This is a genomic window from Lutibacter sp. (assembly GCF_013041805.1).
Classification (GTDB): Bacteria; Bacteroidota; Bacteroidia; order Flavobacteriales; family Flavobacteriaceae; genus Lutibacter.
Genome location: NZ_JABDRI010000042.1, coordinates 1 through 25,190, shown reverse-complemented (window position 1 = coordinate 25,190; position 25,190 = coordinate 1). Strand labels below are relative to the sequence as shown.

The following is a 25,190-nucleotide window of genomic DNA, read 5'->3' as shown; positions in this document are numbered from 1 at the left end:
TTCTTAAAATGCAAAAAGAATATATTCCAAAATTGTTTTCCCTTTTAAAACACGGAATATCTAAGGAAACTTTAATCAAAGACATTCTATCGGGTTTAATTGTAGGAATTGTAGCACTTCCTTTAGCAATTGCATTTGCAATAGCTTCTGGTGTTTCCCCCGAAAAAGGTATAATTACAGCTATTATTGCTGGACTAATTATTTCAGTTTTTGGAGGAAGTAGAGTTCAAATTGGAGGTCCAACAGGCGCATTTATTGTAATTGTTTATGGAATTGTTCAGCAATATGGTGTCGATGGACTTACCATTGCAACTTTTATGGCTGGTTTTATTATAATTATAATGGGCTTTGCTAAATTAGGGAATTATTTGAAATTTATTCCCTACTCACTAATTGTTGGTTTTACAAGCGGTATTGCACTCATTATATTTTCTTCTCAAATAAATGACTTTTTAGGACTTAATATTTCAAATGTACCTGCTGATTTTATTGATAAATGGATTGTTTATTTTAACAGTTTTAGTAAAATTAATTGGTACTCAGTAACAATTGCTGTATCCACCATTTTAATAACATTGTATTTTCAAAAAATAGTAAATAAACTTCCAGGTTCAATTATTGCTATTTTACTTGCAACTCTTATCGTTCAATATTTTAATATTCCAGTAGCTACTATAGAAAGTAATTATGGTGAAATTCCTAGCAGTATAAGCTTGCCTTCAATCCCAAAAGTAGATTTTGAGACTGTAAAAGCATTGATACAACCTGCATTTGCAATTGCCATTTTAGGAAGTATAGAATCATTACTTTCTGCGGTTGTTTCAGACTCTATGATTGGTGGTAAGCACCGTTCCAATATGGAATTAGTAGCACAAGGTGCCGCAAATATTTTTACCGCAATTTTTGGTGGAATTCCAGCAACTGGTGCTATTGCAAGAACAGCAACAAACGTTAAAAATGGTGGAAGAACTCCAATAGCAGGAATAGTTCATGCATTCATATTACTTGCAATTATGCTATTATTTGCACCTTATGCTAAACTAATACCAATGTCGTGCTTAGCAGGTATTTTAATTGTTGTTGCCTACCACATGAGCGAATGGAGGCAATTTAAATCCATTTTAAAAGGAAATAAAATGGATATTATTATTTTACTTACTACGTTTTTTTTAACAGTAATTTTCGACTTAATTATAGCTATTGAAATTGGAATTGTACTTGCGAGCCTTATGTTTATGAAAAGGATGAGTGAATCTATTCACGTTAAAAATATTTCTTCTGAAATTAAAAAAGGTGAACATCTTTTTGATGAAGAATTATCAAATTTACCAAAAGAAGTGTTGCTCTATGAAATAAATGGTCCTTTATTTTTTGGTGCTGCAAGACAATTTCAAGAAACAATTACAGCTTTTAATAAATATTATAAAGTAATTATAATAAGAATGCGTTATGTTCCAATTATTGATGCTACAGGCTTTCAAAGTTTAAAAGAAATAGTTAAAACATTTAAAGAAAGAGGAATACTTGTTATTCTTTCTGGTATTGGATCTGATTTAAATAAAAGTTTCAGAAAAAATAATATGTTTGAGATTATAGAAAGAAAATATATTGTTCCTGATATATCTAAAGCGATTACAAAAGCAAAAAAATATTTAGAAGAAAATACAGCTTAAGAAAGTTACCATACCTATTTTCTAAAATCATCATAATTTCTAAATTCACAAAAAATATCTAATACTAAGTATTCATATTTAAATTAATTATTATCTTCAACATCTAATTTTGAAGTCATATATTATGAAAAAGATAATATTTGTTATATTTCTACTATTCGTTTCAACACAACTATTTTCTCAAAGTAAAAATTTTACGCATCAGGATACTTTAAGAGGTTCTATCACAAAAGAACGAATTTGGTGGGATTTAAAACATTATGACTTGAGCATAAAAGTAAATCCGAATAAAAAGTTTCTATCTGGTAAAAATAGTATAACATATGAAGTTCTTGAAAGCTCTCAAATCATGCAAATTGATTTACAACAACCAATGAAGATTTCAAAAGTAATTCAAAATGAAAAAAAATTAGATTTTAAAAAAGATGGCTATTCTTATTTTATCAAACTTGAAAGCAAACAGCTAGAAGGTGCAATAAACGAAATAACTATATTTTTTAAAGGTAAACCAACAATTGCTGTCAATCCACCATGGGACGGCGGACTAACGTGGGAAAAAGATTCAAAAGGTATCGATTTTATTGCTACTTCTTGTCAAGGTGATGGCGCAAGCCTCTGGTGGCCTTGCAAAGATCATATGTATGATGAGCCCGAAAGTATGGCTATCAATATTACAGTTCCAAGTCATTTAATTAATGTTTCAAATGGTAGACTGAAAACCGTAACAGATAATAATGATGACACAAAAACATATCATTGGTATGTAAAAAATCCAATCAATAATTATGGGGTAAATATGAATATTGGAGATTATGCTCATTTTTCTGAAAAATATAATGGCGAAAATGGGATACTCGATTGTGATTATTATGTTTTAAAAGAAAACCTTGAAAAAGCAAAGCAACAATTTAAAGATGTACCCAAAATGTTAGAAGCTTTTGAACACTGGTTTGGCCCATATCCTTTTTATGAAGATAGTTATAAATTAGTTGAAGTTCCCTATTTAGGAATGGAACACCAAAGCTCTGTAACCTATGGAAATCAATATCAAAATGGCTATTTAGGCAGGGACTTAAGTAATACAGGTTGGGGGTTGAAATTCGATTTTATAATTATTCATGAATCAGGTCATGAGTGGTTTGCAAATAATATCACCAACAAAGATATTGCAGACATGTGGATTCATGAGAGTTTTACTGCCTATTCGGAAAACTTGTTTTTAGATTATCATTTTGGAAAATTAGCAAGTAGTGAATATGTAATTGGAACTAGACAAAGTATTCAAAATGATAGACCTATAATTGGAAAATACAACGTAAATCATGCTGGCTCTGGAGATATGTATTATAAAGGAGCAAATATGTTGCATACATTAAGACAGTTGATAGAAGATGATGAGAAGTGGCGCCAAATTCTTAGAGGTTTAAATGCTGAGTTTTATCATCAAACAGTAACCACTCAACAAATTGAAAACTACTTAAGCGAGAAAACTAAAATTAATCTTACCGCTTTTTTCAATCAGTATTTACGAGATACAAGAATTCCTACACTTGAATATAAAATTAATGATAACCAATTAACTTATAGATGGATACATATTGTAAACGATTTTGATATGCCTATAAAAGTTTCTATCAATTCGTCTGAAAAATGGATTTTCCCATCAAAAGAATGGAAAGAATTAAAAGTTAATTCATCTATAAGAGGCTTTAAAATAGATGAAAATTTTTATGTAGAATCAAAACATTTAAATTAGTTCCCAAACGCTGTTAAAACTAATTTTCTAGAACCACCATAATCTCTATGTTCACACAAATAAATGCCTTGCCAAGTTCCTAAATTTAATTTACCATTTGATATTGGTATTTGAATTGAACTACCTAAAATAGAAGACTTCAAATGAGCTGGCATATCATCTGCACCTTCATAAGTATGCTTAAAATAGGACGAATTTTCAGGAACAATTTCATTAAAATGACTTTCAAAATCTTCTCTTACCGTGGCATCAGCATTTTCATTTATAGTTAAACTTGCCGATGTATGTTTGATAAAAACCTGTAATTGCCCTATTGAAATTTTTGAAATTTCAGGAATTTCTTTAATTATTTCTCTAGTAATCAAATGAAAACCTCTAACAAACGGTTTAAGTATAATTTCTTTTTGATAAAAATTCATATCATATTAAGTTGTAGCAACATTAACAATTTCATCCGCAATGGCCATACATGCAGTTGCCGCCGGTGACGGTGCGTTTATCACGTGAATATTACTGTTGTGCTTCATAATTTTAAAATCATCAACCATATTACCTTCATAATCTATTGCTTGGGCTCTAACACCAGCTCTTGCAGGCATTACATCATTTACTGTTATTCCAGGCATCATTTTTTGCAAAGCCTTTACAAATAATCGTTTAGAAAATGCCCTTTTATACTCATCAATACCTTTGCGCCAATGCTTTCCAAAAAGTTTCCAAGTCCCTGCATATGTCAATGCTTCATAAGTATCTATTAAACTAAAACTTGTTCTCGAATAGCCTTCCCTTTTAAAAGTAAAAACGGCATTTGGTCCACATTCTACTCCACCATTTATCATTCGTGTAAAATGTACGCCCAAAAATGGAAACTTCACATCTGGTACAGGATACACAAGATTGTTAATTTTATGGGCGGCTTCAGGTTTCAATTCAAAATAATCACCCCTAAAACCAACAATATGCATGTCTAATTTTAAATCATCTTTTTCTGCAATTCTATCTGAATGCAAACCCGTGCAAAAAATAACTTTTGGAGTAGTGAAATCACCTTTTGATGTTTGAAGTGTAGCACTATTTTCAGTTGAAATTACTTTCTCGACTTTGCAAGAAGATATCAACTCACTTTTAGAATTAATTTTTGAAATTTGATCTATAAACGTTTTTGAAACACCTACATAATCTATGATACCAGCCGTTGGAACCCAAATCGCTTTTATTCCCTCAATAAAAGGTTCTTTTTCTTTCAATTCTTCAGAAGACAAAAAACAAATTCCTTCAGTTCCATTTTTAATTCCTCTTTCAAAAATAGCATCTAATACAGGAATTTCCTCTTTTGAAGTTGCTACAATTACTTTTCCGCAAACATCATGATTCACATTAAATTCTTTTGCAAATTTAACCAGTTGAGACCTTCCATTATTACAATTTAAAGCTTTATAAGAACTAGGTTTATAGTAAATCCCAGAATGAATTACACCTGAGTTTCTCCCCGTTTGATGCAAACCAATTTCAGCTTCTTTTTCTAATATTGCTATGGATTTACTTGGATATTTTAACTGTAATTTATAAGCCGTTGCTGTTCCAACAATACCTGCTCCAACAACTATAAAATCATATTCTTTATTTGACATACTTTGACCCTTTCATAAAGCTTAAAGTTACAAAACCTGCTATAAAAAAGACAGCTAAAATTAATATAAATAAACGTAATGAACTTGTAAAGGATGTTACAATTCCTGCCAATGTCATACCAAAAACGATAGCAATCTTCTCAGTAACATCATAAAAACTGAAATACGTGGCGTGATCTTGTGTTGTATCTGGTATTAACTTCGAATACGTAGATCTAGATAATGTTTGAATTGCTCCTAAAACCAATCCTATAAAACCACCAAGCGCATAAAATTTAATATAAACATTGGGATCTTCTCTATGCAAAGTATAAGCTCCCATGCAAGCTACACTCCAAATTAAAATAGTAATTTTTAATGCCTTAATATTCCCGATTTTTTCAGATAATCTTGAAAAAAGAAACGCTCCTACTACACCAACCAGTTGAATTAATAATATTGTAATTATTAAATTACTCGTTTCCAACCCTAAATCTTTAGTTCCAAATACAGAAGCTAATAATATAACGGTTTGTACCCCAATACTATATAAAAAAAATGAAATCAATAATATTTTCAATTGACTTTGTGTTTTTATTTCTTGAAGTACTATTTTAAGTTCTCGATAACCTTTAAAAATAAAATCTTTTTCGGGTTTTCTTTTAAATGGGTTATTTGGTAAACGACTAAAAGTTACTTGCGCAAAACCTAACCACCAAATTCCAACTGTAAGAAATGAGACTCTTGCAGGAAATGTAGTATCTGTAATTCCATACATTTCAGGTTTCATAACCATAGAAAGGTTAAATCCTAATAACAAAATTGAACCAATATATCCTAGCATAAAACCTCGAGCACTAACTCTATCATGGTCTTTTGGTTCTGCGACCTCTGGTAAATAGGCATTATAAAAAACAATACTTCCCCAAAAACCAATACTAGCTAAAATTGTAAATAAGATTCCAACCCAAATTGTTTCTTTTCCTGTAAAAAAATAAAGTGACATTACTGAAAACGAGCCCAAAAAACAGAAAAATTGCATAAATTTCTTTTTGTTCCCCGTGTAATCTGCAATGGCAGATAGAATTGGAGATAGAAATGCAACTACTAAAAATGAAAAACCTAATGCATATGAATACAAGGTTGTATTGTGCCAGTTAGTTCCAAATAATTGAACAATACCTCCTTCCCCACTTGTAATCGATTCATAATAAATAGGAAAAACAGCAGTACCTATCACTAAAGAGTATACCGAGTTTGCCCAATCGTAAAATGCCCAACCATTAATTAATTTTTTATCGCCTTTTTTTAACATATTCTATCACATAAAAAACCGTTCTCATAAGTGAGAACGGTTTACAATATAGTGCAATTATTTTTTTTACTAAAATGACTTTACTAATAACTATTGAACTCCATATTTTTTAGCTTGCTCAATTGCCGTTGGCAAATATGCTCTAAGATTTTTAACACGTGATTCATTTGATGGGTGTGTACTTAAAAACTCCGGTGGAGCCTGACCTCCTGCTCTTTGCCCCATTCGAATCCAAACATTTACTGCTTCTTCAGGTTTATAACCTGCCATAATCATAAATACCATACCTAGCTTGTCAGCTTCTGTTTCGTGAGTTCTGCTATATGCTAGCATCCCAACAGTAGATCCCACTCCATAAACAGTATTCCATAAAGCTCTTGTTTTTGGATCTTTATTATTAGTCCCAATAGCCACTGCTATACCTCCTAATTGCTGTCCATAAGCGCTTGTCATTCTTTCTTGACCGTGCTTTGCAAACGCGTGGGCAACTTCGTGACCCATTACAGCAGCAATTCCATCAGTGTTATCGCAAATTGGCAAAATTCCTGTATAAAAAACAACCTTCCCTCCTGGCATACACCAAGCATTTACAGTTTCATCATCAATTAAATTAAATTCCCAGCGATAGCTATCAGCTTCAGAAACCATTCCATTGGCACGCATAAATTTATCTACAGCTTTTGAAATATTCATACCAACATCTTGAATTTCATTGGTCATTTTTACATTTGAGGAAATTTTATTTTCTTTCAAAAACCCTTCATATTGAGCAAAACTAGCTGGCAAAATTTGAGCATCGCTTACTAAATTTACTCTTTTTCTACCTGTAATTGGTACTGTACTGCAGCTTACAATAAAAAGAAATAGGACGCCTAATGTTATTATTTTTTTCATTTCTTAGTTTTTTAAAAAATTCTATTTTTATAAAGTTACAAATTCTATCTTTAGCCACAAATATAAAAGATTAAATGACTAATTCGAAAACTTCAAACACGAATCCCAAAAATGCTGTTCAAAAAATACCCTCATCTATAATTTACACAGGAAAAATACTACAATTTATTGCCCCACCATTGGCAACGTCATTTGCAATTAAACTATTCCAAACCCCAATAAGATTTCAAACTCCTGAGCGTGAAAAAATGATGGCAAAAAGTGCTCAAAAAGAGTTAATCTTTATCCCTGAATTGAACAAATCAGTAATGGTTTATAGCTATGGATATTCAAAAAGAAAAGTATTGTTAATTCACGGCTGGTCAGGAAGAGGTACACAATTATATAAAATTGCTGACAGGTTATTAGAACAAGGGTTTATGACTGTTAGCTTTGATGGGCCAGCTCATGGCGAATCTTCTGGTAAAACTACTATGATGCATGAATTTATAAAAACTACAAAAATAATTGAAGAAAAATATGGGCCATTTGAAGTTGCAATCGGACATTCATTAGGTGGTATGAGTGTATTAAATAGTGTAAAACAAGGCTTATCTATAAAAAAAGCAATTATTATTGGAGCTGGTGATATAATTACGGATATTATTTATGATTTTGTTCATAAATTAGATATGAATACAAAAATGGTTCAAAGAATAAAAAAGAAATTCTTTACTAAATTTAATGAAGATATTGATAATTATTCAGCTAGTGTAGCTGCTAAAGAAATACTAATTCCAGTATTGGTAATTCATGATACAGAAGATTATGATGTTCCTGTAAGTTGTGCCCATAATATTCGTCAAAACTTACAAAATGGTGAACTTTTAATTACAAACGGGTTAGGACACAGACGTATATTAAAAGATAAGCAGGTTATAAATCGAATTATAAACTTTATAAATAGAACGTATTAATATGAAAAAAATAATGTTAACTTTATTTGTATTAGCAACTTTTCAAAGTTATTCTCAACAAAAAACAAACAAAAAAATGATTAAAAAAGTGACCAAAACTGAAGAAGAGTGGAAGAAAGAATTAACACCTCAACAATTTTTTGTTTTACGTCAAAAAGGAACAGATGCGCCAAGTGAAGGTGGGTTAACTGCTCATTTTGAAAAAGGAACCTATCACTGTGCAGCTTGTGATGCGCAATTATTTGAATCAAATAGTAAATTTGAATCGCACTGTGGTTGGCCATCATTTGATGATGCTATTGAAGGAACTGTAAATTTTGTTTTAGATAAAAGCCATGGGATGATAAGGACTGAAATAATTTGCGCGTCTTGTGATGGACATTTAGGACATATATTTAACGATGGACCAAAAGAAACTACTGGACAACGCTATTGTGTTAATACAACTTCTATAACATTTGTGAAAGAAGAAAAGTAGATTAACATCTAAATTAGATTCAAGCTTATAATCAACATAAAGCTAACTGTCATAGTATTAAAAAAGCAGCACTTTGACTGAAATATAAGTGCTGTTTTTTATTCTAACTATATATTAAAATATCTAAGTTTATTGCTTAACTTTAATATATCAACCTTAGGTTTCCAAACTTAAAAATTGACTATCAGCTCCAATTATTATCATTTTTTTCATTTTGCTTTCATAAAATTTATGGAAATCTTCAACAATTTTATCAGGTAGATTGTAATTATTATTACTATCACCTTTTCAAAAAAATTTGATAACATTTTAGTATATTTGCATTTCTAAAAAACGAAGATAGATTCTATGTTTAATAATTTAAGTGAAAAATTAGATAAAGCCTTTCATGTACTGAAAGGACACGGAAAAATAACCGAAGTAAATGTTGCCGAAACATTAAAAGAGGTTCGAAGAGCTCTTTTAGATGCCGATGTTAACTTTAAAATTGCTAAAAACTTTACTACTATTGTAAAAGAGAAAGCACTAGGTCAAGATGTATTGACAACGCTGAATCCTGGGCAATTAATGGTTAAACTTGTAAAAGATGAATTAACAAGTTTAATGGGAGGCGAAACTGTTGGAATTAATCTTTCAGGTACACCAACTATTATTTTAATGTCTGGTTTACAAGGTTCTGGTAAAACAACCTTTTCGGGTAAACTTGCTAATTACTTAAAAACAAAAAAGTCAAAACAAGTTTTATTGGTTGGTTGTGATGTATATCGTCCAGCAGCAATAAATCAATTACAAGTTGTTGGAGAACAAATTGGAGTTGAAGTTTATGCGGAAGTTGGAAATCAAAACCCTGTTGAAATTTCGCAAAATGCATTAAAGCATGCAAAAGCAACAGGTAAAAATGTAGTTATTATTGATACAGCTGGTCGTTTAGCTGTAGATGAAGAAATGATGACTGAAATTTCTAACATTCACAAAGCTGTAAACCCACAAGAGACATTATTTGTTGTGGATTCTATGACAGGGCAAGATGCTGTAAATACAGCTAAAGCCTTTAATGACATCTTAAATTTTGAAGGAGTTGTTTTAACAAAACTAGATGGTGATACTCGAGGTGGTGCTGCTTTATCCATAAAATCGGTTGTTAACAAACCCATTAAGTTTATTGGTACTGGTGAAAAAATGGAAGCAATTGATGTTTTCCATCCAAACCGTATGGCTGATCGTATTTTGGGAATGGGTGATGTAGTGTCATTAGTTGAGCGAGCCCAAGAGCAATACGATGAAGAAGAAGCCCGTAAAATTCAAAAGAAGATTGCAAAAAATCAATTCGGTTTTGATGATTTCCTGAAGCAAATTCAGCAAATTAAAAAAATGGGTAATATGAAAGATTTGATGGGTATGATTCCTGGAGCAGGAAAAATGATGAAAGATGTTGATATTGATGATGATGCTTTTAAAGGTATTGAGGCTATTATTCATTCTATGACTCCTTTGGAAAGAGCTGAGCCAAAAACTATAAATGCGAGTAGAAAAAAGAGAATTGCAAAAGGTAGTGGAACAACTATACAAGATGTAAATCAATTGCTAAAACAATTTACTCAAATGAGTAAAATGATGAAAATGATGCAAGGTGGTGGTGGCAGACAAATGATGCAAATGATGAAAGGAATGGGGAAATAGTTGGCAGTATGCATTTTACAGTTGCAGTTGGCAGCATTTTTTTAATTAAATTTATAATAATTAACAATGAGTTTCAAAAAGTTACTTGCATATCAAAAAGCATTTGAACTTTCAATGGAAATATTTGAGTTATCAAAATCGTTTCCAAAAGAAGAAACTTATTCATTAACAGATCAAGTTAGAAGAAGTTCAAGATCAGTTTGTGCTAATATTGCTGAAGCATATCGAAAAAGATTATATCCAAAACACTTTATTAGTAAACTATCAGATTCAGATAGTGAAAATTCTGAAACACAAGTTTGGATTGACTTTTCATTTTCTTGCAATTATATTAATTCTGAACAACAACAAAAATTATCAACTAAAAGTATTGAAGTTGGAAAACTAATTAACTATATGATTAATTTTCCTGAAAAGTTCGGTGTAAAACTGTAAACTGAAACTGATTTACTGTAAACTATATAAAATGATTTTACTAGACGGAAAAAAAACATCAGCAGATTTAAAAGTTGAAATTGCTGCATCTGTGAAAAAACTAACAGCTGAAGGGAAAAAAACACCACATTTAGCCGCTATTTTAGTTGGGAGTGATGGTGCGAGTATGACCTATGTTAATGCGAAAGTAAAAGCTTGTGAATTGGTTGGTTTCAATTCAACTCTAATTGAACTTCCTGAGGAGACTACTGAAGAAAAATTATTGCAGGAGATTCACAATTTAAATACTAATAACGACATTGATGGTTTTATAGTTCAATTACCTTTGCCTAAACATATTGATGAGCAAAAAGTATTAAATGCTGTAAACCCAGATAAAGATGTAGATGGTTTTCACCCTACAAACGTTGGTAGAATGGCTTTAGACATGCCTTGCTTTTTACCTGCAACTCCTTTTGGAATTTTAGAATTATTAGAACGCTACAATGTTGAAACATCAGGAAAACATGTTGTTGTAATTGGAAGAAGCCATATAGTTGGTAGACCAATGAGTATTTTAATGAGTCAAAAAAGAAAAGCCGGTAATGCAACCGTTACTGTGGCACATAGTAGGACTAAAAACATGAAGGAATTAACATTACAAGCCGATATTATTGTTGCTGCGCTTGGAATTCCAGAGTTTTTAACTGGTGATATGGTTAAAGATGGTGTTACAATTATTGATGTTGGAATTACTCGTGTTGAAGATTCAACAAAAAAACGTGGTTACCGTTTAGCTGGTGATGTACATTTTGAAAGTGTATTTCCAAAGTCTGCTTATATAACGCCAGTTCCTGGTGGCGTTGGACCAATGACTATTGCAATGCTTATGAAAAATACCTTGCTAGCTTGTGAAAGAAAATAATTAGTTTTTTTTAGTAAATGATTTATTTATTCATTTTACTAAACTTCTTTTCTAGAAAAAAATTAAGATTTATAAAGTATGGCAACCAAATATTAGTTGCCATACTTTTTTAAAATGATACTAGAAAAATTCTAAATTTATTTGGCAAATAACTGACCCATATCTTTAAAGGATTTAAACTCTAAGGCATTACCTGCTGGATCTAAAAAAAACATAGTAGCTTGTTCCCCAACTTCACCTTTGAATCTAATATATGGTTCAATAATAAATTCAATTTCTTTCGATTTTAGATGTGCAGCAAATTTTTGAAACACATCCCACTCCAAAACTACACCATAGTGCGGTACTGGCACATTTTTACCATCAACTGGGTTAGTATGTAATTCTTCCAACTCAGATTTTGGCTTATAATGTATCACTAATTGATGACCAAAAAAGTTAAAATCCACCCAATGCTCACTACTTCTTCCTTCAGTGCATCCAATTACTTCATTATAAAATTTTCTGCATACTGCTAAATTATGCACTGGAATTGCTAAATGGAATGGCTGTATATTTTTCATTCTTCTCTATTTACTAAACCAACAGAAAACGCAGGTAAACAAACTGCTAAATACTCACACTCTTCTTCAAAAGGATTTGCATATTGAATTCTTACTCCCTTTTCAATTTTAATTGATTGACCTGCTTCTAAAACAATTTTTTCGCCTTCTATAATTATTTGTTTTTTACCTCTAATTATGTAAGTGTATTCATCAAAATTAGGGGTTTGAAAAGGTTCACTCCATCCTGGTGGAGCTATCATATGAGCTAAACTTAACTCACCATTATCTGTTGTATGACCAAAATGCTCTTCAATCAATTTACCATCTGCAGTTGGAATTACAAATGGCTCTTTTTGTATTCTATATTTCTTCATGTTTCAAATTTATAAATTATTAATGAAATCAACGATACGAATTTAAAATCATATTCTATAAAAAAACCATTTTAAAATCGTAAATTAGAGAGACAATTAGCAACCATAACTTGAAATAAATTTTAATTTAATTCAACTGAGATGAAACTAACATTTTTAGGAGGTGCAGGAACTGTAACTGGCTCTAAAGTTCTACTAGAGAGCAATTACACAAAAATACTAATAGATTGTGGATTATTTCAAGGTTTAAAAGAATTGCGTTTAAAAAATTGGGACACTCTCCCTATAAACTTAAATGAATTAAACTTGGTTATATTATCACATGCTCATTTAGATCACTCTGGATATATTCCAATATTGATTAAAAATGGTTATAAAGGAAAAATTTATTGTACAAAAGCAACAAAAGACTTAACTAAAATAATTTTATTAGATAGTGGGAAAATACAACAGGAAGATGCTGAGCGCGCCAATAAATATAAATACTCCAAGCATCAACAAGCAAATCCATTATACACTGTTAATGATGCTATAATATCTTTAAATCATTTCGAAACATTCGAACCAAATGAATGGCATACTTTTAATGATTCCATTAAATTCAAATTTATAAATAGCGGCCATATACTAGGTAGTGTATTCATTCTTTTAGATGTTAACGGAGAAATATTTGTTTTCTCTGGCGATATTGGGAGAAAGAAACCAATACTTTTGCCACAGTATGAATATATAGAAAAAGCAGATTATGTAGTAATTGAATCTACATATGGAAATAGGTTTCATAAAAATATTTCAATTTTAGATGAACTTCTTAGATATATAAAACTTACATTTTCCAAACAGGGAACTTTAATAATACCAACTTTTTCTGTAGAAAGAGCACAAGAAATTATTTATTTATTAAGTATTTTAAAGAGGCAGAATAAATTACCTAAAATTCCAGTTTACCTAGATAGTCCTATGGGTGTTAATGCAACTGAAGTATATTATTCACATACAAAAAATCATACATTAACAAGCGAAGATATTAATAGTATGCAAGCAACTGTTCAATTAATTAGTGATGTAAATACTTCTAAAAGTATTGTAAACGATAACAATCCGAAAATTGTACTAGCTGGAAGTGGCATGATAACAGGAGGAAGAGTTTTACATTATTTGGACAAATGTATTGAAGATGCTAAAAATAGTATCTTAATTGTAGGTTATCAGGCTTTAGGGACTCGCGGTAGATCCTTAATTTCTGGTGATTCAGAGATTAAATTTTTTGGAAGGTATTATAAAATTAACGCTGAAGTATTTAAAATAAATGCTTTTTCTGGACACGCAGATCAAAGTGAATTATTAGATTGGCTGCAACATTTTAAAACCCCTCCTAAATTATTATTTATTAATCACGGAGAGCCACACCAAAGCCAAGCGCTAAGCACTAAAATAAAGACAACGCTCAATTGGAAATGCACCGTTGCAAAAATGAATAAAGATTATTATTTAAACTAGATAACTATAAATTAAAAAAGCAGCCATTTGGCTGCTTTTTTAACTATAATTTTTTAACGTTTTTAACTTTTTGCTTGGTTAAAGCTAAATCAATTACTTCTTTCATCTCTGAAACATAATTAAATTTTAATCCAGTTAAATAGGATGCTTTAATTTCCTCAACATCCTTTCTATTCTCTTCAGAAAGAATTAATTCTTTAATATTGGCACGCTTTGCTGCTAATATTTTTTCTTTAATTCCTCCAACTGGCAAAACTTTACCTCTCAAAGTAATTTCTCCAGTCATTGCTAGTTTTGATTTTACTTTACGTTGTGTAAAAACTGATACTAAAGAAGTTAACATTGTAATTCCTGCACTTGGACCGTCCTTTGGAGTTGCTCCTTCAGGGACGTGAATATGTACTTTATACTCATCTAACCATTTATTTTCAATACCAAAATCACTTGCGTTAGCTCTAATGTATTCCATAGCAATAGTAGCCGACTCCTTCATTACCTTACCTAAATTACCCGTAATTGAAAGTCCTTTTCCTTTGGAAATAATAGATTCAATAAATAAAATATCACCACCAACACTAGTCCAAGCTAAGCCAGTAACTACCCCTGCAACATCATTACTTTCGTACTTATCACGTTCTAAATGTGACGGACCTAATACTTTTTCAATAGTCTCTATAGAAATTTTAGTATCATATTCCTCTTCCATTGCAATTGATTTTGCTCCAAAACGAACCATTTTTGCAATTTGCTTTTCTAAACCTCTAACACCTGATTCACGTGTATACGCAACTACTATTTTTTCCAATTGTTTTTTACCTATTTGAAGATGTTCTGAAGTTAATCCATGCTCTTTTAGCTGTTTTGGTAATAAATGACGTTTTGCTATTTCAACTTTTTCTTCAACGGTGTAACCTGAAACATTTATAATTTCCATTCTATCACGTAACGCCCAAGGAATTGTTGATAGACTATTTGCCGTTGCAATAAAAAGTATTTTAGAAAGGTCGTAATCCTTTTCCAAGTAATTATCGTAAAAAGCCGTATTCTGCTCTGGGTCAAGTACTTCTAACATTGCTGAAGATGGATCTCCGTTATGACTTGAAGATGCCAATTTATCAATTTCATCTAATACAAATACAGGATTGGATGTACCCGCCTTTTTAATGTCTTTAATAATTCGGCCAGGCATAGCTCCAATATAGGTCTTTCTATGCCCACGTATTTCAGCTTCATCACGAACACCACCTAATGACATACGAACATATTTTCTTCCCAATGCTTCTGCAATTGATTTTCCTAAAGAAGTTTTACCAACACCTGGAGGTCCATACAAACAAATTATAGGTGATTTCATATCACCTTTTAATTTTAAAACGGCTAAATGCTCAATAATACGTTCCTTTACTTTTTCTAATCCGAAATGATCTCTATCTAATATTTTTTGAGCTCTCTTTAAATCGAATTTATCTTCAGAATATTCATTCCATGGTAATTCTAATAGTAAATCCAAATAATTACGCTGAACTGAATATTCTGCAGCTTGAGGATTCATTCGCTTTAAACGGCCTAATTCTTTATCAAAAGTTTCTTGAATATCTTTATTCCACTTTTTAGTTTTAGACTTTATACGCATTTCTTCGAGCTCTTCATCATACGAAACACCACCTAGTTCTTCTTGAATTATTTTGAGTTGCTGATGTAAATAATATTCACGTTGCTGTTGATCCATATCTGAACGCGTTTTAGATTGAATATCACTTCTTAATTCTAAACGCTGCAATTCAGCATCCATCTTTTTTAATGTTAGTAAAGCCCTCTCTTTTAAATTTGTGGTTTCTAATAATTCTTGCTTTTCCTCCACTTTTAAATTCATGTTTGAAGAAACAAAATTTATTAAAAACGGTTTGCTTTCAATATTTTTTATAGCAAAAGAAGCTTCTGAAGGTAAATTTGGGTTTTCTTTAATAATACGTACGGCCATTTCCTTAATTGAATCAATAATAGCTTCAAATTCAGGCTCTTTCTCTTCTCCTCTATCTTCAACTCTTGGTTTTGCTGTAGCTTGAATATAGGGTTCTTCCTGTACAAAAGTATCAACTTCAAATCGTTTTTTTCCTTGAATAATTACCGTTGTATTACCATCAGGCATTTTTAAAACTCTTAAAATTCTAGCAACAGTTCCAACTTTATGAATATCATTTACTGTTGGATCCTCAACGCTTTCATTTTTTTGAGCTACTACCCCAATAATTTTATTTCCTTTATTTGCGTCTTTAATTAACTGTATAGACTTATCTCGCCCTGCGGTAATAGGAATTACAACACCTGGAAATAAAACCGTATTTCTTAAAGGTAATATAGGTAAAACTTCAGGAACCTCTTCTTTGTTTATTTCCTCTTCGTCTTCAGGAGTCATTAATGGTATTAAATCTGCATCTTCATCTAAAATATGCTGTAATGACATATTGTCTAAATTTAAAAATTTTGAATCGCTCATAGTCTGTATAGGGACATTTTGTCATAAATAATTTCTATAAAATAGAAGTTATATCAACAAAATTAATTTATTTTTCTGATTATCAATATATTACTTGTATAATTCATATACATTCATCTATTAAATTTCAATTGTTATGCCAATTAAGTGGAAACTTATTACTATTTTTTTTTAGTAATTTTAAATAAAACTGTAACAGTTCATAAATAGTCAAGTCTTTTTAGTAGAATTTAGTTTTTGAAAACAGAAAATCAGCATATCAACCAACTATTAGATCGTTGTAAACGAGGTGATAAAACTGCCCAATTTACAATTTACAAACAATATTATAGAGCTATGTTTAATGCGGCTTTGAGAATTATAAACGATAGTTTTGAAGCAGAAGATATTATGCAAGATTCATTTTTAGCAGCGTTTACAAAATTAGATTCATTTAGCGGAACTGTAACTTTTGGAGCTTGGCTTAAAAGAATTGTCATAAATAATAGTTTAACAGCTTTAAAAAATAAAAATAAATTAGATATTGTTTCACTTGAAAAAGTAACCCCAAAGGAAGTTGAAGAAGACGAAGTGAAACCAGATTATAATTTACTTAAAGCTAATGATATTTTAAACAAAGTTTCACAGCTAAAAAATAATTACAAAGTAGCAATTACCCTTAATTTAATTGAAGGGTACGATTATGAGGAAATCGCGCAAATTATGGATATAAGTTATGAAAATAGCAGAACAACAGTATCACGAGCAAAAAATAAATTAAGACAACTTTTATCTCAATAACATGAAAGATAATTTAGAACATATATTTAAAAATCTAGAAAATCAATTTGATCTTGAAGAACCTTCTATTGGACACTTTAATAGATTTGAAGCTAGATTGAATAAAACAACAACACCAAAGAAAAACTTTAAATTATTTTCATATGTAGCAGTAGCGGCATCAATAGTTTTATTATTTGGGGTTTGGTTAGGAACTTCATTTTCAAGTTCTGGAATGGAATTAGCAACTATTTCTCCTGAAATGCAAGAAACTCAAAGCTATTTTGTTTCAGTAATCAAAAATGAACTTGCAACTATTGAAAATGAACGAAACAATGATACTGAGCAGCTCATTAATGATGCTCTTTTACAAATAAACAAACTCGAAGATCAATACAGTAAACTTACATTAGAGCTTAAAGAAAGTACTGAAGATAAGCGAATCATTTACGCTATGATTTCAAATTTTCAACAACGTATTGATGTATTACAAAGTCTATTAATACAAATAGAGGATTTAAAACAACTAAAAACACAAAACAATGAAAAATATGTATAAAATAGTATTAATTCTTTTCTTAATACCTCTTACAATGTCTGCAACTGGTGGCGAAGGAAAATATACCGAAAACAAAGTTATTACAAAAGAATTTAATGTAAATAATAACGCCACTTTAGCAATTTCTAACAAGTATGGTAACATTGATGTGGTTTCGTGGAGCGAAAATAAAATTACTATTAGGGTTCGTATTACAACTAATGGAGACGACGAGGATAAAGTAAAAAACCGTTTAGAGCAAATTGATGTAGAATTTGAATCAAGTTCAAATAATGTGTCCGCGAAAACAATTATTGAAAAAACTTCAAGTTCTTGGAATTTATGGGGGAAGAAAAACAATGTAAGTATGCAAATTAATTATACTATTAAAATGCCTATTACTAATAATGTTAATCTCTCAAACGATTATGGTGAAATTAGCTTAGATAAATTGGAAGGGGCTGCAAAAATTAATTGTGACTACGGAAGATTAAATATTGGCGAATTATTAAATTCTGACAATAAAATTAACATTGATTACACAAACAAATCAACTATTGACTTTATGAAAGATGGTGAAATTAATGCTGATTATTCAACACTACATGTTGAAAGATCTGGTAGAACTAAATTAAATGCTGATTATTCACACATTTCATTCAAAATGGTAGCCACTCTAAATTATAGCTGTGATTATGGAGATTTAAAAATTGAAGATTGTGGAAATTTAGTTGGAAATAGTGACTATATGCACACTACTGTTGAAAAATTAAGAGGTACTGGTGATTTTAAATCAGATTATGGTTCTATAAAAATTAATGAGCTTGGTGATAATTTTAAAAGTATAGATGTTTCATCTTCCTATACACATATAAAATTTGGTATAAAACCTTCCACATCATTTAATATTAATGCTTCATTGAGTTACGGTAATTTGAAATATGGAAATGGGTTTACCTTCACCAAAGAAATAAAAAAGAATTCTTCAAACCAGTATGAAGGTTACTATGGAACTTCTAATTCAGGTAGTAATATTACGATAAAAACTAGTTACGGAAATGTAACCTTTACAAATAACTAATAAAGTATAAACAAAACAGCAACATGAAAAAATTACTAACAAGTATCGTAGCTTTACTTATTATAAGCACTAATATAAATGCACAGTTCTTTACAAAAAAAATTAAAGGAAATGGTGATATTATAACAAAAACAAGAACTGTTTCTAATTACGAAAAAATTGGAATAGCAGGTGCTTTTGATGTAAAGTTATTTAAAGGAAACGAAGGTGAAATAACTATTAAAGCTGATGAAAATTTAATGGAGTATATAATAACCGAAGTAAAGAATGGTGACTTAAAAATTAAGACTAAAAAAGGTTACAATATTAGAGGAACTAAAACAATTTTAATTTCAGTCCCTTTTGATGATATTTCTGCGGTTTCGCTTGCTGGCTCTGGAGATGTTTATTCTGATGATGTTATAGATACCAAAAATTTAAAATTAAGTTTAGCTGGTTCTGGAGATTTTAACTTAGCCGTTTCAACAAAAAATCTAAGTTCATCAATTGCAGGTTCTGGAGATATTACGCTAAAAGGAGATTCTGATGAATTTAATTGCAGTATTGCAGGTTCTGGGAATATTAATGCATATGATTTAACTGCTAAAATAGCTACAGCTAAAATTTCAGGTTCTGGAAATGTTAAAGTTCATGCTATTGAGGAAATCCAAGCAAAATCTGCAGGATCAGGAAATATTTATTACATAGGAAATCCTAGTGTGGAAAAAACTACTTCAGTTGGTTCTGGTTCAATTATAAATAAAAATTAAAAGCTCATTAAAAAAATTCCATTGAATTCAATGGGATTTTTTTTAAAAATTTCTATATTTTTTAGTAATTTCAAAAACGTGTTCTAAAATACGTTGTTCTTTCTCATCAAACAACTCATTTTTACGCTTCATCACTAAATTTGCTGTCTCACAAGCCTTATTTATTTGATAAGTAGTAAACCCAGATGCCCCACCCCAACTAAAAGAAGGGATAAAATTACGTGGAAAATTACTTCCATAAATATTTGAACTAACACCTACTACCGTTCCCGTATTAAACATAGTATTTATAGCACTTTTAGAATGATCACCCATAATTAAACCGCAAAATTGCAATCCTGTTTTATCAAAACCTTCAGTTTCATAATTCCACAATCTAACTTCAGCATAATTATTTTTTAAGTTAGAATTATTTGTATCTGCACCAATATTACACCACTCACCTATCACAGCATTTCCAAGATAACCTTCATGTCCTTTACTAGAGTTTCCAAATAAGACCACGTTGTTCACTTCTCCACCAATTTTACATTTTGGGCCTAATGTAGTTGCTCCATATACTTTTGATCCCATTTTTAATACGGAATGCTGCCCCATAGCAAAAGGTCCGCGTATTAAGCTACCTTCCATAATTAAAGTATCCCTACCAATATAAATTGGGCCAGTACTGGCATTTAAAACTGAAAATAAAATTTCAGCCCCTTCTTCTATAAAAATGTTTGCTTTATTTATATACTGTACACCTTCTGGTATTGGTTGTGATTTTCTTCCTTCAGTTAATAACTCAAAATCATCACTAATTGCCTGATCATTGAATAAAAAGATATCCCAAGTATTTTTGATTTGGAGCACATCAAAAACAAAATCAATTGACTCATAATTATCAAAATTTACTTCCTCTTGACTCTCTTTTGTAAAAAAAGCAACAACTTCATCATTTTTAAAAATGGCTTGATTTTCTTTTAATTTTTTAACTTCATTTATCAATGCTTTTGTAGGTAAAAAAGAAGCATTAATCATTACATTATTTTCTAATTCTACCATCGGGTATTTTTCTTCTAAATACTCCTCAGTTAATGTAGTTGTAGTAAAACCTAAATATTTTTCCCATTTTTCACGAATTGTTAATATTCCAATTCGTATATCTGCAACGGGCCTAGTATAGGTAAATGGTAAAAGCGCCTTCCGAACTGTTCCATCAAATAAAATATAATTCATTTCAAAAATAATTTAAGCAAATGTACAGCAAGTTTTAGGGATGTCAAACTTAAAAAAAAGTGTTTTATATAATTTTCTTTCTTTTTAAATAAGTGTCAATATTATCAGCTGTATCGAAACAAGCGCTTACTGAATTAATTTCAGAGCAGTATCGAGAGTCTATTGCTTCATTTTTACATCCTATCGCTCCCATATCAATTAATTTGAAATCATTATCAATAGCTATACATTTTTCATATAAAGATGTTATTGTTTCATTAGAATCAATTTTCACTTCATTTTTAGTTAAAAAACCTTTTAAAAAATTTTCAATAGCGAACTGTGAATTTTTACAAACCGAATAACTAACAAAATCTTCGGCAGGTTTAAACATTTCTTCCTTTGCTATTTTAAGTTTTTTTTCTGCTTCATTTAAAAAAGCTTCAGATCTTGATGTCATTTTATTTAATTTTTTGGTTAAAGTTTTTACGATGATAAATTTAATAAATTATATTATAACTATTCCATTTATACAATTTTCACAAATTTAAAGGTATAAAAAAAGTGCCAAGTATACTATACTTGGCACTTCAAAAATTACTTTATGTTATAGATTTTTATATAATTCTAATCTTTCCCATTGAACATCAACTTGTTCTTGAGCTTGCTCAAGTAACTCTGCAGCTAACTCTGCATTGTCTTTAACAACTCTAGTAAAACGAGTTTCTGTATACATAAATTCTTCAAGTGGTGCAGAAGGCGCTTTAGAGTCTAATCTAAATTTCTTCCCTTTTTTTGCTAATGGGTTGAATCTAAATAAAGGCCAATACCCTGTTTCTACCGCTTTTTCTTGATGAGTTGCACCGTCTTTTAAATCGTAACCGTGCTCTCCACAATGTGAATATGCAATAATTAAAGAAGGTCCAGGATAAGCTGCAGCTTCTTCAATAGCTTTCAATGTTTGATTGTCTTTTGCTCCAATTGCTATTTGAGCTACATAAACATTTCCATAAGAAACAGCTTGTAAAGCTAAACTTTTCTTAGATGTTGTTTTACCTCCCATTGCAAATTTAGCACTTGCTCCTAGTGGTGTAGCTTTAGACATTTGACCTCCTGTATTTGAATATACCTCTGTATCCATTACTAATACATTGATATTTTCTCCTGACGAGAATAAGTGATCTAAACCTCCATAACCAATATCGTAAGCCCAACCGTCACCACCGAAAATCCAAACGTCTTTTTTACGTAAATATTCAGATAGATTTCTTAGTTTTTTAGCTTCATACGTATCAATGGTATCTAAAATTCCGTTTAGTTCATCAATATGGTTTAACTTCTCCTCTTTTAAAGCTTCATTAGTTTCAGCATTTTCTAGAATATTATTCACTAAAATACTTCCTATTTTACTTTCTAAAGATTTTAAAAGGTCAACCGCAATTTCTTGTTTTTTACCTAATGCTAGCTTCATACCTAAACCAAACTCTGCATTATCTTCAAACAACGAATTTGCCCAAGCTGGTCCTCTACCATCTTTATTTTTAGTATAAGGTGTAGTTGGTAAATTACCACCATAAATTGAAGAACAACCTGTTGCATTCGCAATTGAAATACTATCACCAAATAACTGAGTTACTAATTTGATATATGGAGTTTCTCCACAACCTGAACAAGCTCCTGAGAACTCAAATAATGGTTGCAAGAATTGTGAACCTTTAACAGTTGAAGTTACTAATTTTGCTCTGTCATAATCTGGAAGATCAATAAAGTAATCCCAATGTGGATTTTCTACTTCTTCAACATCTGCTTTTTTAGCTAAGTTAATTGCAAACGTATTTGCAACTTCTTTACTTTCAGCCGGACAAACAGCAACACATAAATCACATCCTGTACAATCTTCAGGAGAAACTTGTAAAATATAACTTTCTGTTTCACTATTAAATGGTCTTCCTTTTGCTGGAACACGTTTTAATGAATCAGGAGCGTTTACAAGTAAGTCGTTTGAAACAACTTTAGCTCTAATGGCTGCGTGTGGACAAATAGCTACACACTTATTACATTGTGTACAAAGTTCTGCATCATCCCAAGTTGGTACAAAATCTGCAATTCCCCTTTTTTCGTATTGTGTTGTTCCTGTTGGGAAAGTTCCATCAACTGGGAAAGCACTTACTGGAAGAGAATCTCCATTACCAGATAAAATAGTTCCTAAAATTTCTTTCACAAAATCATCGGCATTTTCAGTCATCATTGGTACTAAACCATTTTCATTTGTTGTATGACGAGGATATTCAACCTTTTGAAGATTTTCTAAAGATTTATCTACCGCGTTAAAGTTCATCTCAACAACTTTATCTCCTTTATGAGAGTATGATTTTACAATAGCATCTTTAATTTTCTTTATAGCTTCATCTTTAGGTAAAACCCCAGATATTGCAAAGAAACACGTTTGTAATACTGTATTTGTACGTTTACCTAATTTAGCTTCTTGGGCTACTTTAGTTGCGTCAACTACATAAAATTCAACATTGTTATCAATAATTTTGCGTTGAACAACACCTGGTAACTCAGCCCAAACTTTATATTTAGAATGTGGTGTATTCAATAAAAAGGTTCCTCCTTCTTTAATATTTTTTAAAATATCATATTCATTAATAAAATTAGGTTGGTGACAAGCTATAAAGTTCGCATTGCTAATTAAATACGAAGAATAAATTGGGTCTGGTCCAAAACGTAAATGAGATACTGTTTGAGCTCCTGCCTTTTTAGAATCATAAACAAAATATCCCTGTACAAAATTATCTGTTGTTTCACCAATAATTTTAATAGAGTTTTTATTTGCTCCAACCGTACCATCAGAACCTAAACCATAAAACATACAATTAAAAGTATCTTTACTTAATTTGAAATCAGGGTCATAGCTTAAACTAGTATGAGTGACATCATCATTTATACCAATAGTGAAGTGGTTTTTAGGTTCTTCTTTGTCTAACTCATCAAAAATACCTTTAACCATTGCTGGTGTAAACTCTTTAGACGAAAGTCCGTATCTACCTCCAACAATTGTAGGCATAGTTTCTCCCATCTCAACAAAAGCAGTTACCACATCTAAATATAATGGTTCTCCAATGCTTCCTGGTTCTTTTGTTCTATCTAAAACAGCTATTTTTTTAACAGTTTTTGGCAATCTTTCAAGAAAATCACTTATAGAGAACGGACGATATAAACGAACAAATAAAACTCCTACTTTTTCACCTTGCTCAACTAATGTATCAACAGTTTCATTAACAGGTCCTTCTCCTGAACCCATAATTATTACAACTTTTTCAGCTTCAGGGTGTCCTACATAATGAAATAAGCTATATCTTCTTCCTGTTTGCTTATAAAATTCATCCATTGTATCCTGAACAATTTCAGGAACTTTTGTATAATAATTATTTGCTGCTTCACGTGCTTGAAAAAATACATCTGGATTTTGAGCAGTACCTCTTATTACAGGATTGTCAGAATCTAACGATTTTTTCTTCAATTTCATTACTTCCTCTTCTGGCATCATAGATTTGATAACCGAATCAGGAATTGCATCAATCTTAGAAATCTCGTGTGAAGTTCTAAATCCATCAAATATATTTAAAAATGGAACACTACTTTTTAATGTAGCTACTTGAGAAATTAAAGCAAAATCGTGTGCTTCTTGAACATTTCCAGCAAACAACATAGAAAAACCTGTTGCTCTAGTGGCCATAACATCTGAATGATCTCCAAAAATTGATAACGCATGGGTAGCAACAGTTCTTGCTGCAACATGAATAACAGATGGTAATAACTCACCTGCAATTTTATACATATTAGGTATCATTAATAATAATCCTTGAGATGCAGTAAATGTAGTTGTAAGAGCACCACCTTGTAGAGAACCGTGCACAGCACCTGCAGCACCACCTTCACTTTGCATTTCTACAATTTTAGGAATATTATCCCAAATATTTTTTTGTCCTTTTGCACTGTATACATCAACGTGCTCTCCCATTGGAGAAGCTGGTGTGATCGGGTAAATAGCGCAAACTTCATTAGTCTTGTGAGCAACAATTGCTACTGCCTCATTCGCATCACAAATTAATTTTTTCTTCTCTTCTTTCATTATACTTTATGTTTACTTATGATAATTTCTAAAATGAAATGTTGGTATGGACTCTTACAAATCATTTTATTCTACTGTTCAATTTGACAGAGTAAAACTAGAAGAATAAAG

22 protein-coding genes are annotated in these 25,190 nt (G+C 30.8%); 12 read left to right on the top strand and 10 right to left on the bottom strand.

Annotated features, from left to right (window positions below; genetic code table 11):
• Positions 1-8 precede the first annotated feature (8 nt).
• Positions 9-1,673: a SulP family inorganic anion transporter gene (locus tag HKP59_RS06175; protein ID WP_291804582.1), complete on the top strand. Its 1,665-nt coding sequence runs from the start codon at positions 9-11 to the stop codon at positions 1,671-1,673.
• A 124-nt stretch (positions 1,674-1,797) separates the two neighbouring features.
• Entirely contained in the window at positions 1,798-3,429 is a 1,632-nt protein-coding gene (locus HKP59_RS06170; protein ID WP_291804581.1) for a M1 family metallopeptidase, read from the top strand.
• On the opposite strand, the gene HKP59_RS06165 is transcribed toward HKP59_RS06170, so the two are convergent.
• From HKP59_RS06165 to HKP59_RS06150, 4 genes are all read right to left on the bottom strand, one after another.
• Positions 3,426-3,848 (bottom strand): secondary thiamine-phosphate synthase enzyme YjbQ, encoded by a 423-nt coding sequence (locus HKP59_RS06165; RefSeq protein ID WP_291804580.1) that lies wholly within the window; start codon positions 3,846-3,848, stop codon positions 3,426-3,428. The two genes, HKP59_RS06170 and HKP59_RS06165, sit on opposite strands and share 4 nt — an antisense overlap.
• 6 nt (positions 3,849-3,854) lie before the next feature.
• Positions 3,855-5,060, bottom strand: a complete 1,206-nt coding sequence (gene lhgO / locus HKP59_RS06160) for an L-2-hydroxyglutarate oxidase (protein WP_291804579.1) — start codon at positions 5,058-5,060, stop codon at positions 3,855-3,857.
• Positions 5,050-6,354 carry an MFS transporter gene (locus tag HKP59_RS06155; RefSeq protein WP_291804578.1) on the bottom strand — a complete coding sequence of 435 codons (1,305 nt, stop codon included), beginning with the start codon at positions 6,352-6,354 and terminating at the stop codon, positions 5,050-5,052. The genes lhgO and HKP59_RS06155 overlap by 11 nt, the downstream gene beginning before the upstream one ends.
• A 90-nt stretch (positions 6,355-6,444) precedes the next feature.
• On the bottom strand, positions 6,445-7,248 hold the full coding sequence (locus tag HKP59_RS06150) for a M48 family metallopeptidase (protein ID WP_291804577.1): 804 nt from the start codon (positions 7,246-7,248) through the stop codon (positions 6,445-6,447).
• Positions 7,249-7,322: 74 nt separating this feature from the next.
• Here HKP59_RS06150 and HKP59_RS06145 point away from each other — a divergent pair, with 74 nt between their 5' ends.
• From HKP59_RS06145 to HKP59_RS06125, 5 genes are all read left to right on the top strand, one after another.
• Positions 7,323-8,204 (top strand): alpha/beta hydrolase, encoded by an 882-nt coding sequence (locus tag HKP59_RS06145; RefSeq protein ID WP_291804576.1) that lies wholly within the window; start codon positions 7,323-7,325, stop codon positions 8,202-8,204.
• A gap of 1 nt (position 8,205) precedes the next feature.
• Positions 8,206-8,682, top strand: a complete 477-nt coding sequence (msrB, locus tag HKP59_RS06140; protein ID WP_291804575.1) for a peptide-methionine (R)-S-oxide reductase MsrB — start codon at positions 8,206-8,208, stop codon at positions 8,680-8,682.
• A 348-nt stretch (positions 8,683-9,030) separates the two neighbouring features.
• Positions 9,031-10,362 (top strand): signal recognition particle protein, encoded by a 1,332-nt coding sequence (gene ffh, locus HKP59_RS06135; protein ID WP_291804573.1) that lies wholly within the window; start codon positions 9,031-9,033, stop codon positions 10,360-10,362.
• A gap of 66 nt (positions 10,363-10,428) precedes the next feature.
• Entirely contained in the window at positions 10,429-10,797 is a 369-nt protein-coding gene (locus HKP59_RS06130) for a four helix bundle protein (RefSeq protein ID WP_291804572.1), read from the top strand.
• 31 nt (positions 10,798-10,828) lie between these two features.
• On the top strand, positions 10,829-11,701 hold the full coding sequence (locus tag HKP59_RS06125; protein WP_291804571.1) for a tetrahydrofolate dehydrogenase/cyclohydrolase catalytic domain-containing protein: 873 nt from the start codon (positions 10,829-10,831) through the stop codon (positions 11,699-11,701).
• A gap of 137 nt (positions 11,702-11,838) precedes the next feature.
• On the opposite strand, the gene HKP59_RS06120 is transcribed toward HKP59_RS06125, so the two are convergent.
• Complete coding sequence (locus HKP59_RS06120) at positions 11,839-12,264, bottom strand: VOC family protein (RefSeq protein WP_291804570.1); 426 nt, start codon at positions 12,262-12,264, stop codon at positions 11,839-11,841.
• Positions 12,261-12,620, bottom strand: a complete 360-nt coding sequence (locus HKP59_RS06115) for a cupin domain-containing protein (protein WP_291804568.1) — start codon at positions 12,618-12,620, stop codon at positions 12,261-12,263. Before HKP59_RS06115 ends, HKP59_RS06120 begins: the two co-directional genes overlap by 4 nt.
• A gap of 141 nt (positions 12,621-12,761) precedes the next feature.
• Here HKP59_RS06115 and HKP59_RS06110 point away from each other — a divergent pair, with 141 nt between their 5' ends.
• Positions 12,762-14,120 (top strand): MBL fold metallo-hydrolase, encoded by a 1,359-nt coding sequence (locus HKP59_RS06110; protein ID WP_291804567.1) that lies wholly within the window; start codon positions 12,762-12,764, stop codon positions 14,118-14,120.
• A gap of 43 nt (positions 14,121-14,163) precedes the next feature.
• Here HKP59_RS06110 and lon read toward each other — a convergent pair whose 3' ends face one another.
• The gene (lon, locus tag HKP59_RS06105) at positions 14,164-16,617 is read right to left on the bottom strand and encodes an endopeptidase La (protein ID WP_291804565.1); all 2,454 of its coding nucleotides are present in this window, start codon (positions 16,615-16,617) and stop codon (positions 14,164-14,166) included.
• 237 nt (positions 16,618-16,854) lie between these two features.
• Between lon and HKP59_RS06100 the strand changes: the two genes are divergently transcribed.
• From HKP59_RS06100 to HKP59_RS06085, 4 genes are read left to right on the top strand one after another with little or no spacing between them, the layout of a single operon-like run.
• On the top strand, positions 16,855-17,397 hold the full coding sequence (locus HKP59_RS06100) for an RNA polymerase sigma factor (protein ID WP_291804563.1): 543 nt from the start codon (positions 16,855-16,857) through the stop codon (positions 17,395-17,397).
• Between the two features lies 1 nt (position 17,398).
• The gene (locus tag HKP59_RS06095; protein WP_291804561.1) at positions 17,399-17,935 is read left to right on the top strand and encodes a hypothetical protein; all 537 of its coding nucleotides are present in this window, start codon (positions 17,399-17,401) and stop codon (positions 17,933-17,935) included.
• Positions 17,928-18,995, top strand: a complete 1,068-nt coding sequence (locus HKP59_RS06090) for a hypothetical protein (RefSeq protein ID WP_291804559.1) — start codon at positions 17,928-17,930, stop codon at positions 18,993-18,995. Before HKP59_RS06095 ends, HKP59_RS06090 begins: the two co-directional genes overlap by 8 nt.
• A 23-nt stretch (positions 18,996-19,018) precedes the next feature.
• Positions 19,019-19,744, top strand: a complete 726-nt coding sequence (locus tag HKP59_RS06085) for a head GIN domain-containing protein (RefSeq protein ID WP_291804557.1) — start codon at positions 19,019-19,021, stop codon at positions 19,742-19,744.
• A gap of 42 nt (positions 19,745-19,786) precedes the next feature.
• Here the strand turns inward: HKP59_RS06085 and HKP59_RS06080 are convergent, their stop codons facing one another.
• The 3 genes from HKP59_RS06080 to nifJ all read right to left on the bottom strand — a co-directional run bounded on the left by HKP59_RS06080 (position 19,787) and on the right by nifJ (position 25,079).
• The gene (locus HKP59_RS06080) at positions 19,787-20,962 is read right to left on the bottom strand and encodes a GlmU family protein (protein ID WP_291804555.1); all 1,176 of its coding nucleotides are present in this window, start codon (positions 20,960-20,962) and stop codon (positions 19,787-19,789) included.
• A 64-nt stretch (positions 20,963-21,026) separates the two neighbouring features.
• Positions 21,027-21,401, bottom strand: a complete 375-nt coding sequence (locus tag HKP59_RS06075; protein WP_291804552.1) for a HEPN domain-containing protein — start codon at positions 21,399-21,401, stop codon at positions 21,027-21,029.
• A 147-nt stretch (positions 21,402-21,548) separates the two neighbouring features.
• Positions 21,549-25,079, bottom strand: coding sequence for a pyruvate:ferredoxin (flavodoxin) oxidoreductase (gene nifJ / locus HKP59_RS06070; RefSeq protein WP_291804550.1), 3,531 nt, complete (start codon positions 25,077-25,079; stop codon positions 21,549-21,551).
• Positions 25,080-25,190: the final 111 nt, after the last annotated feature.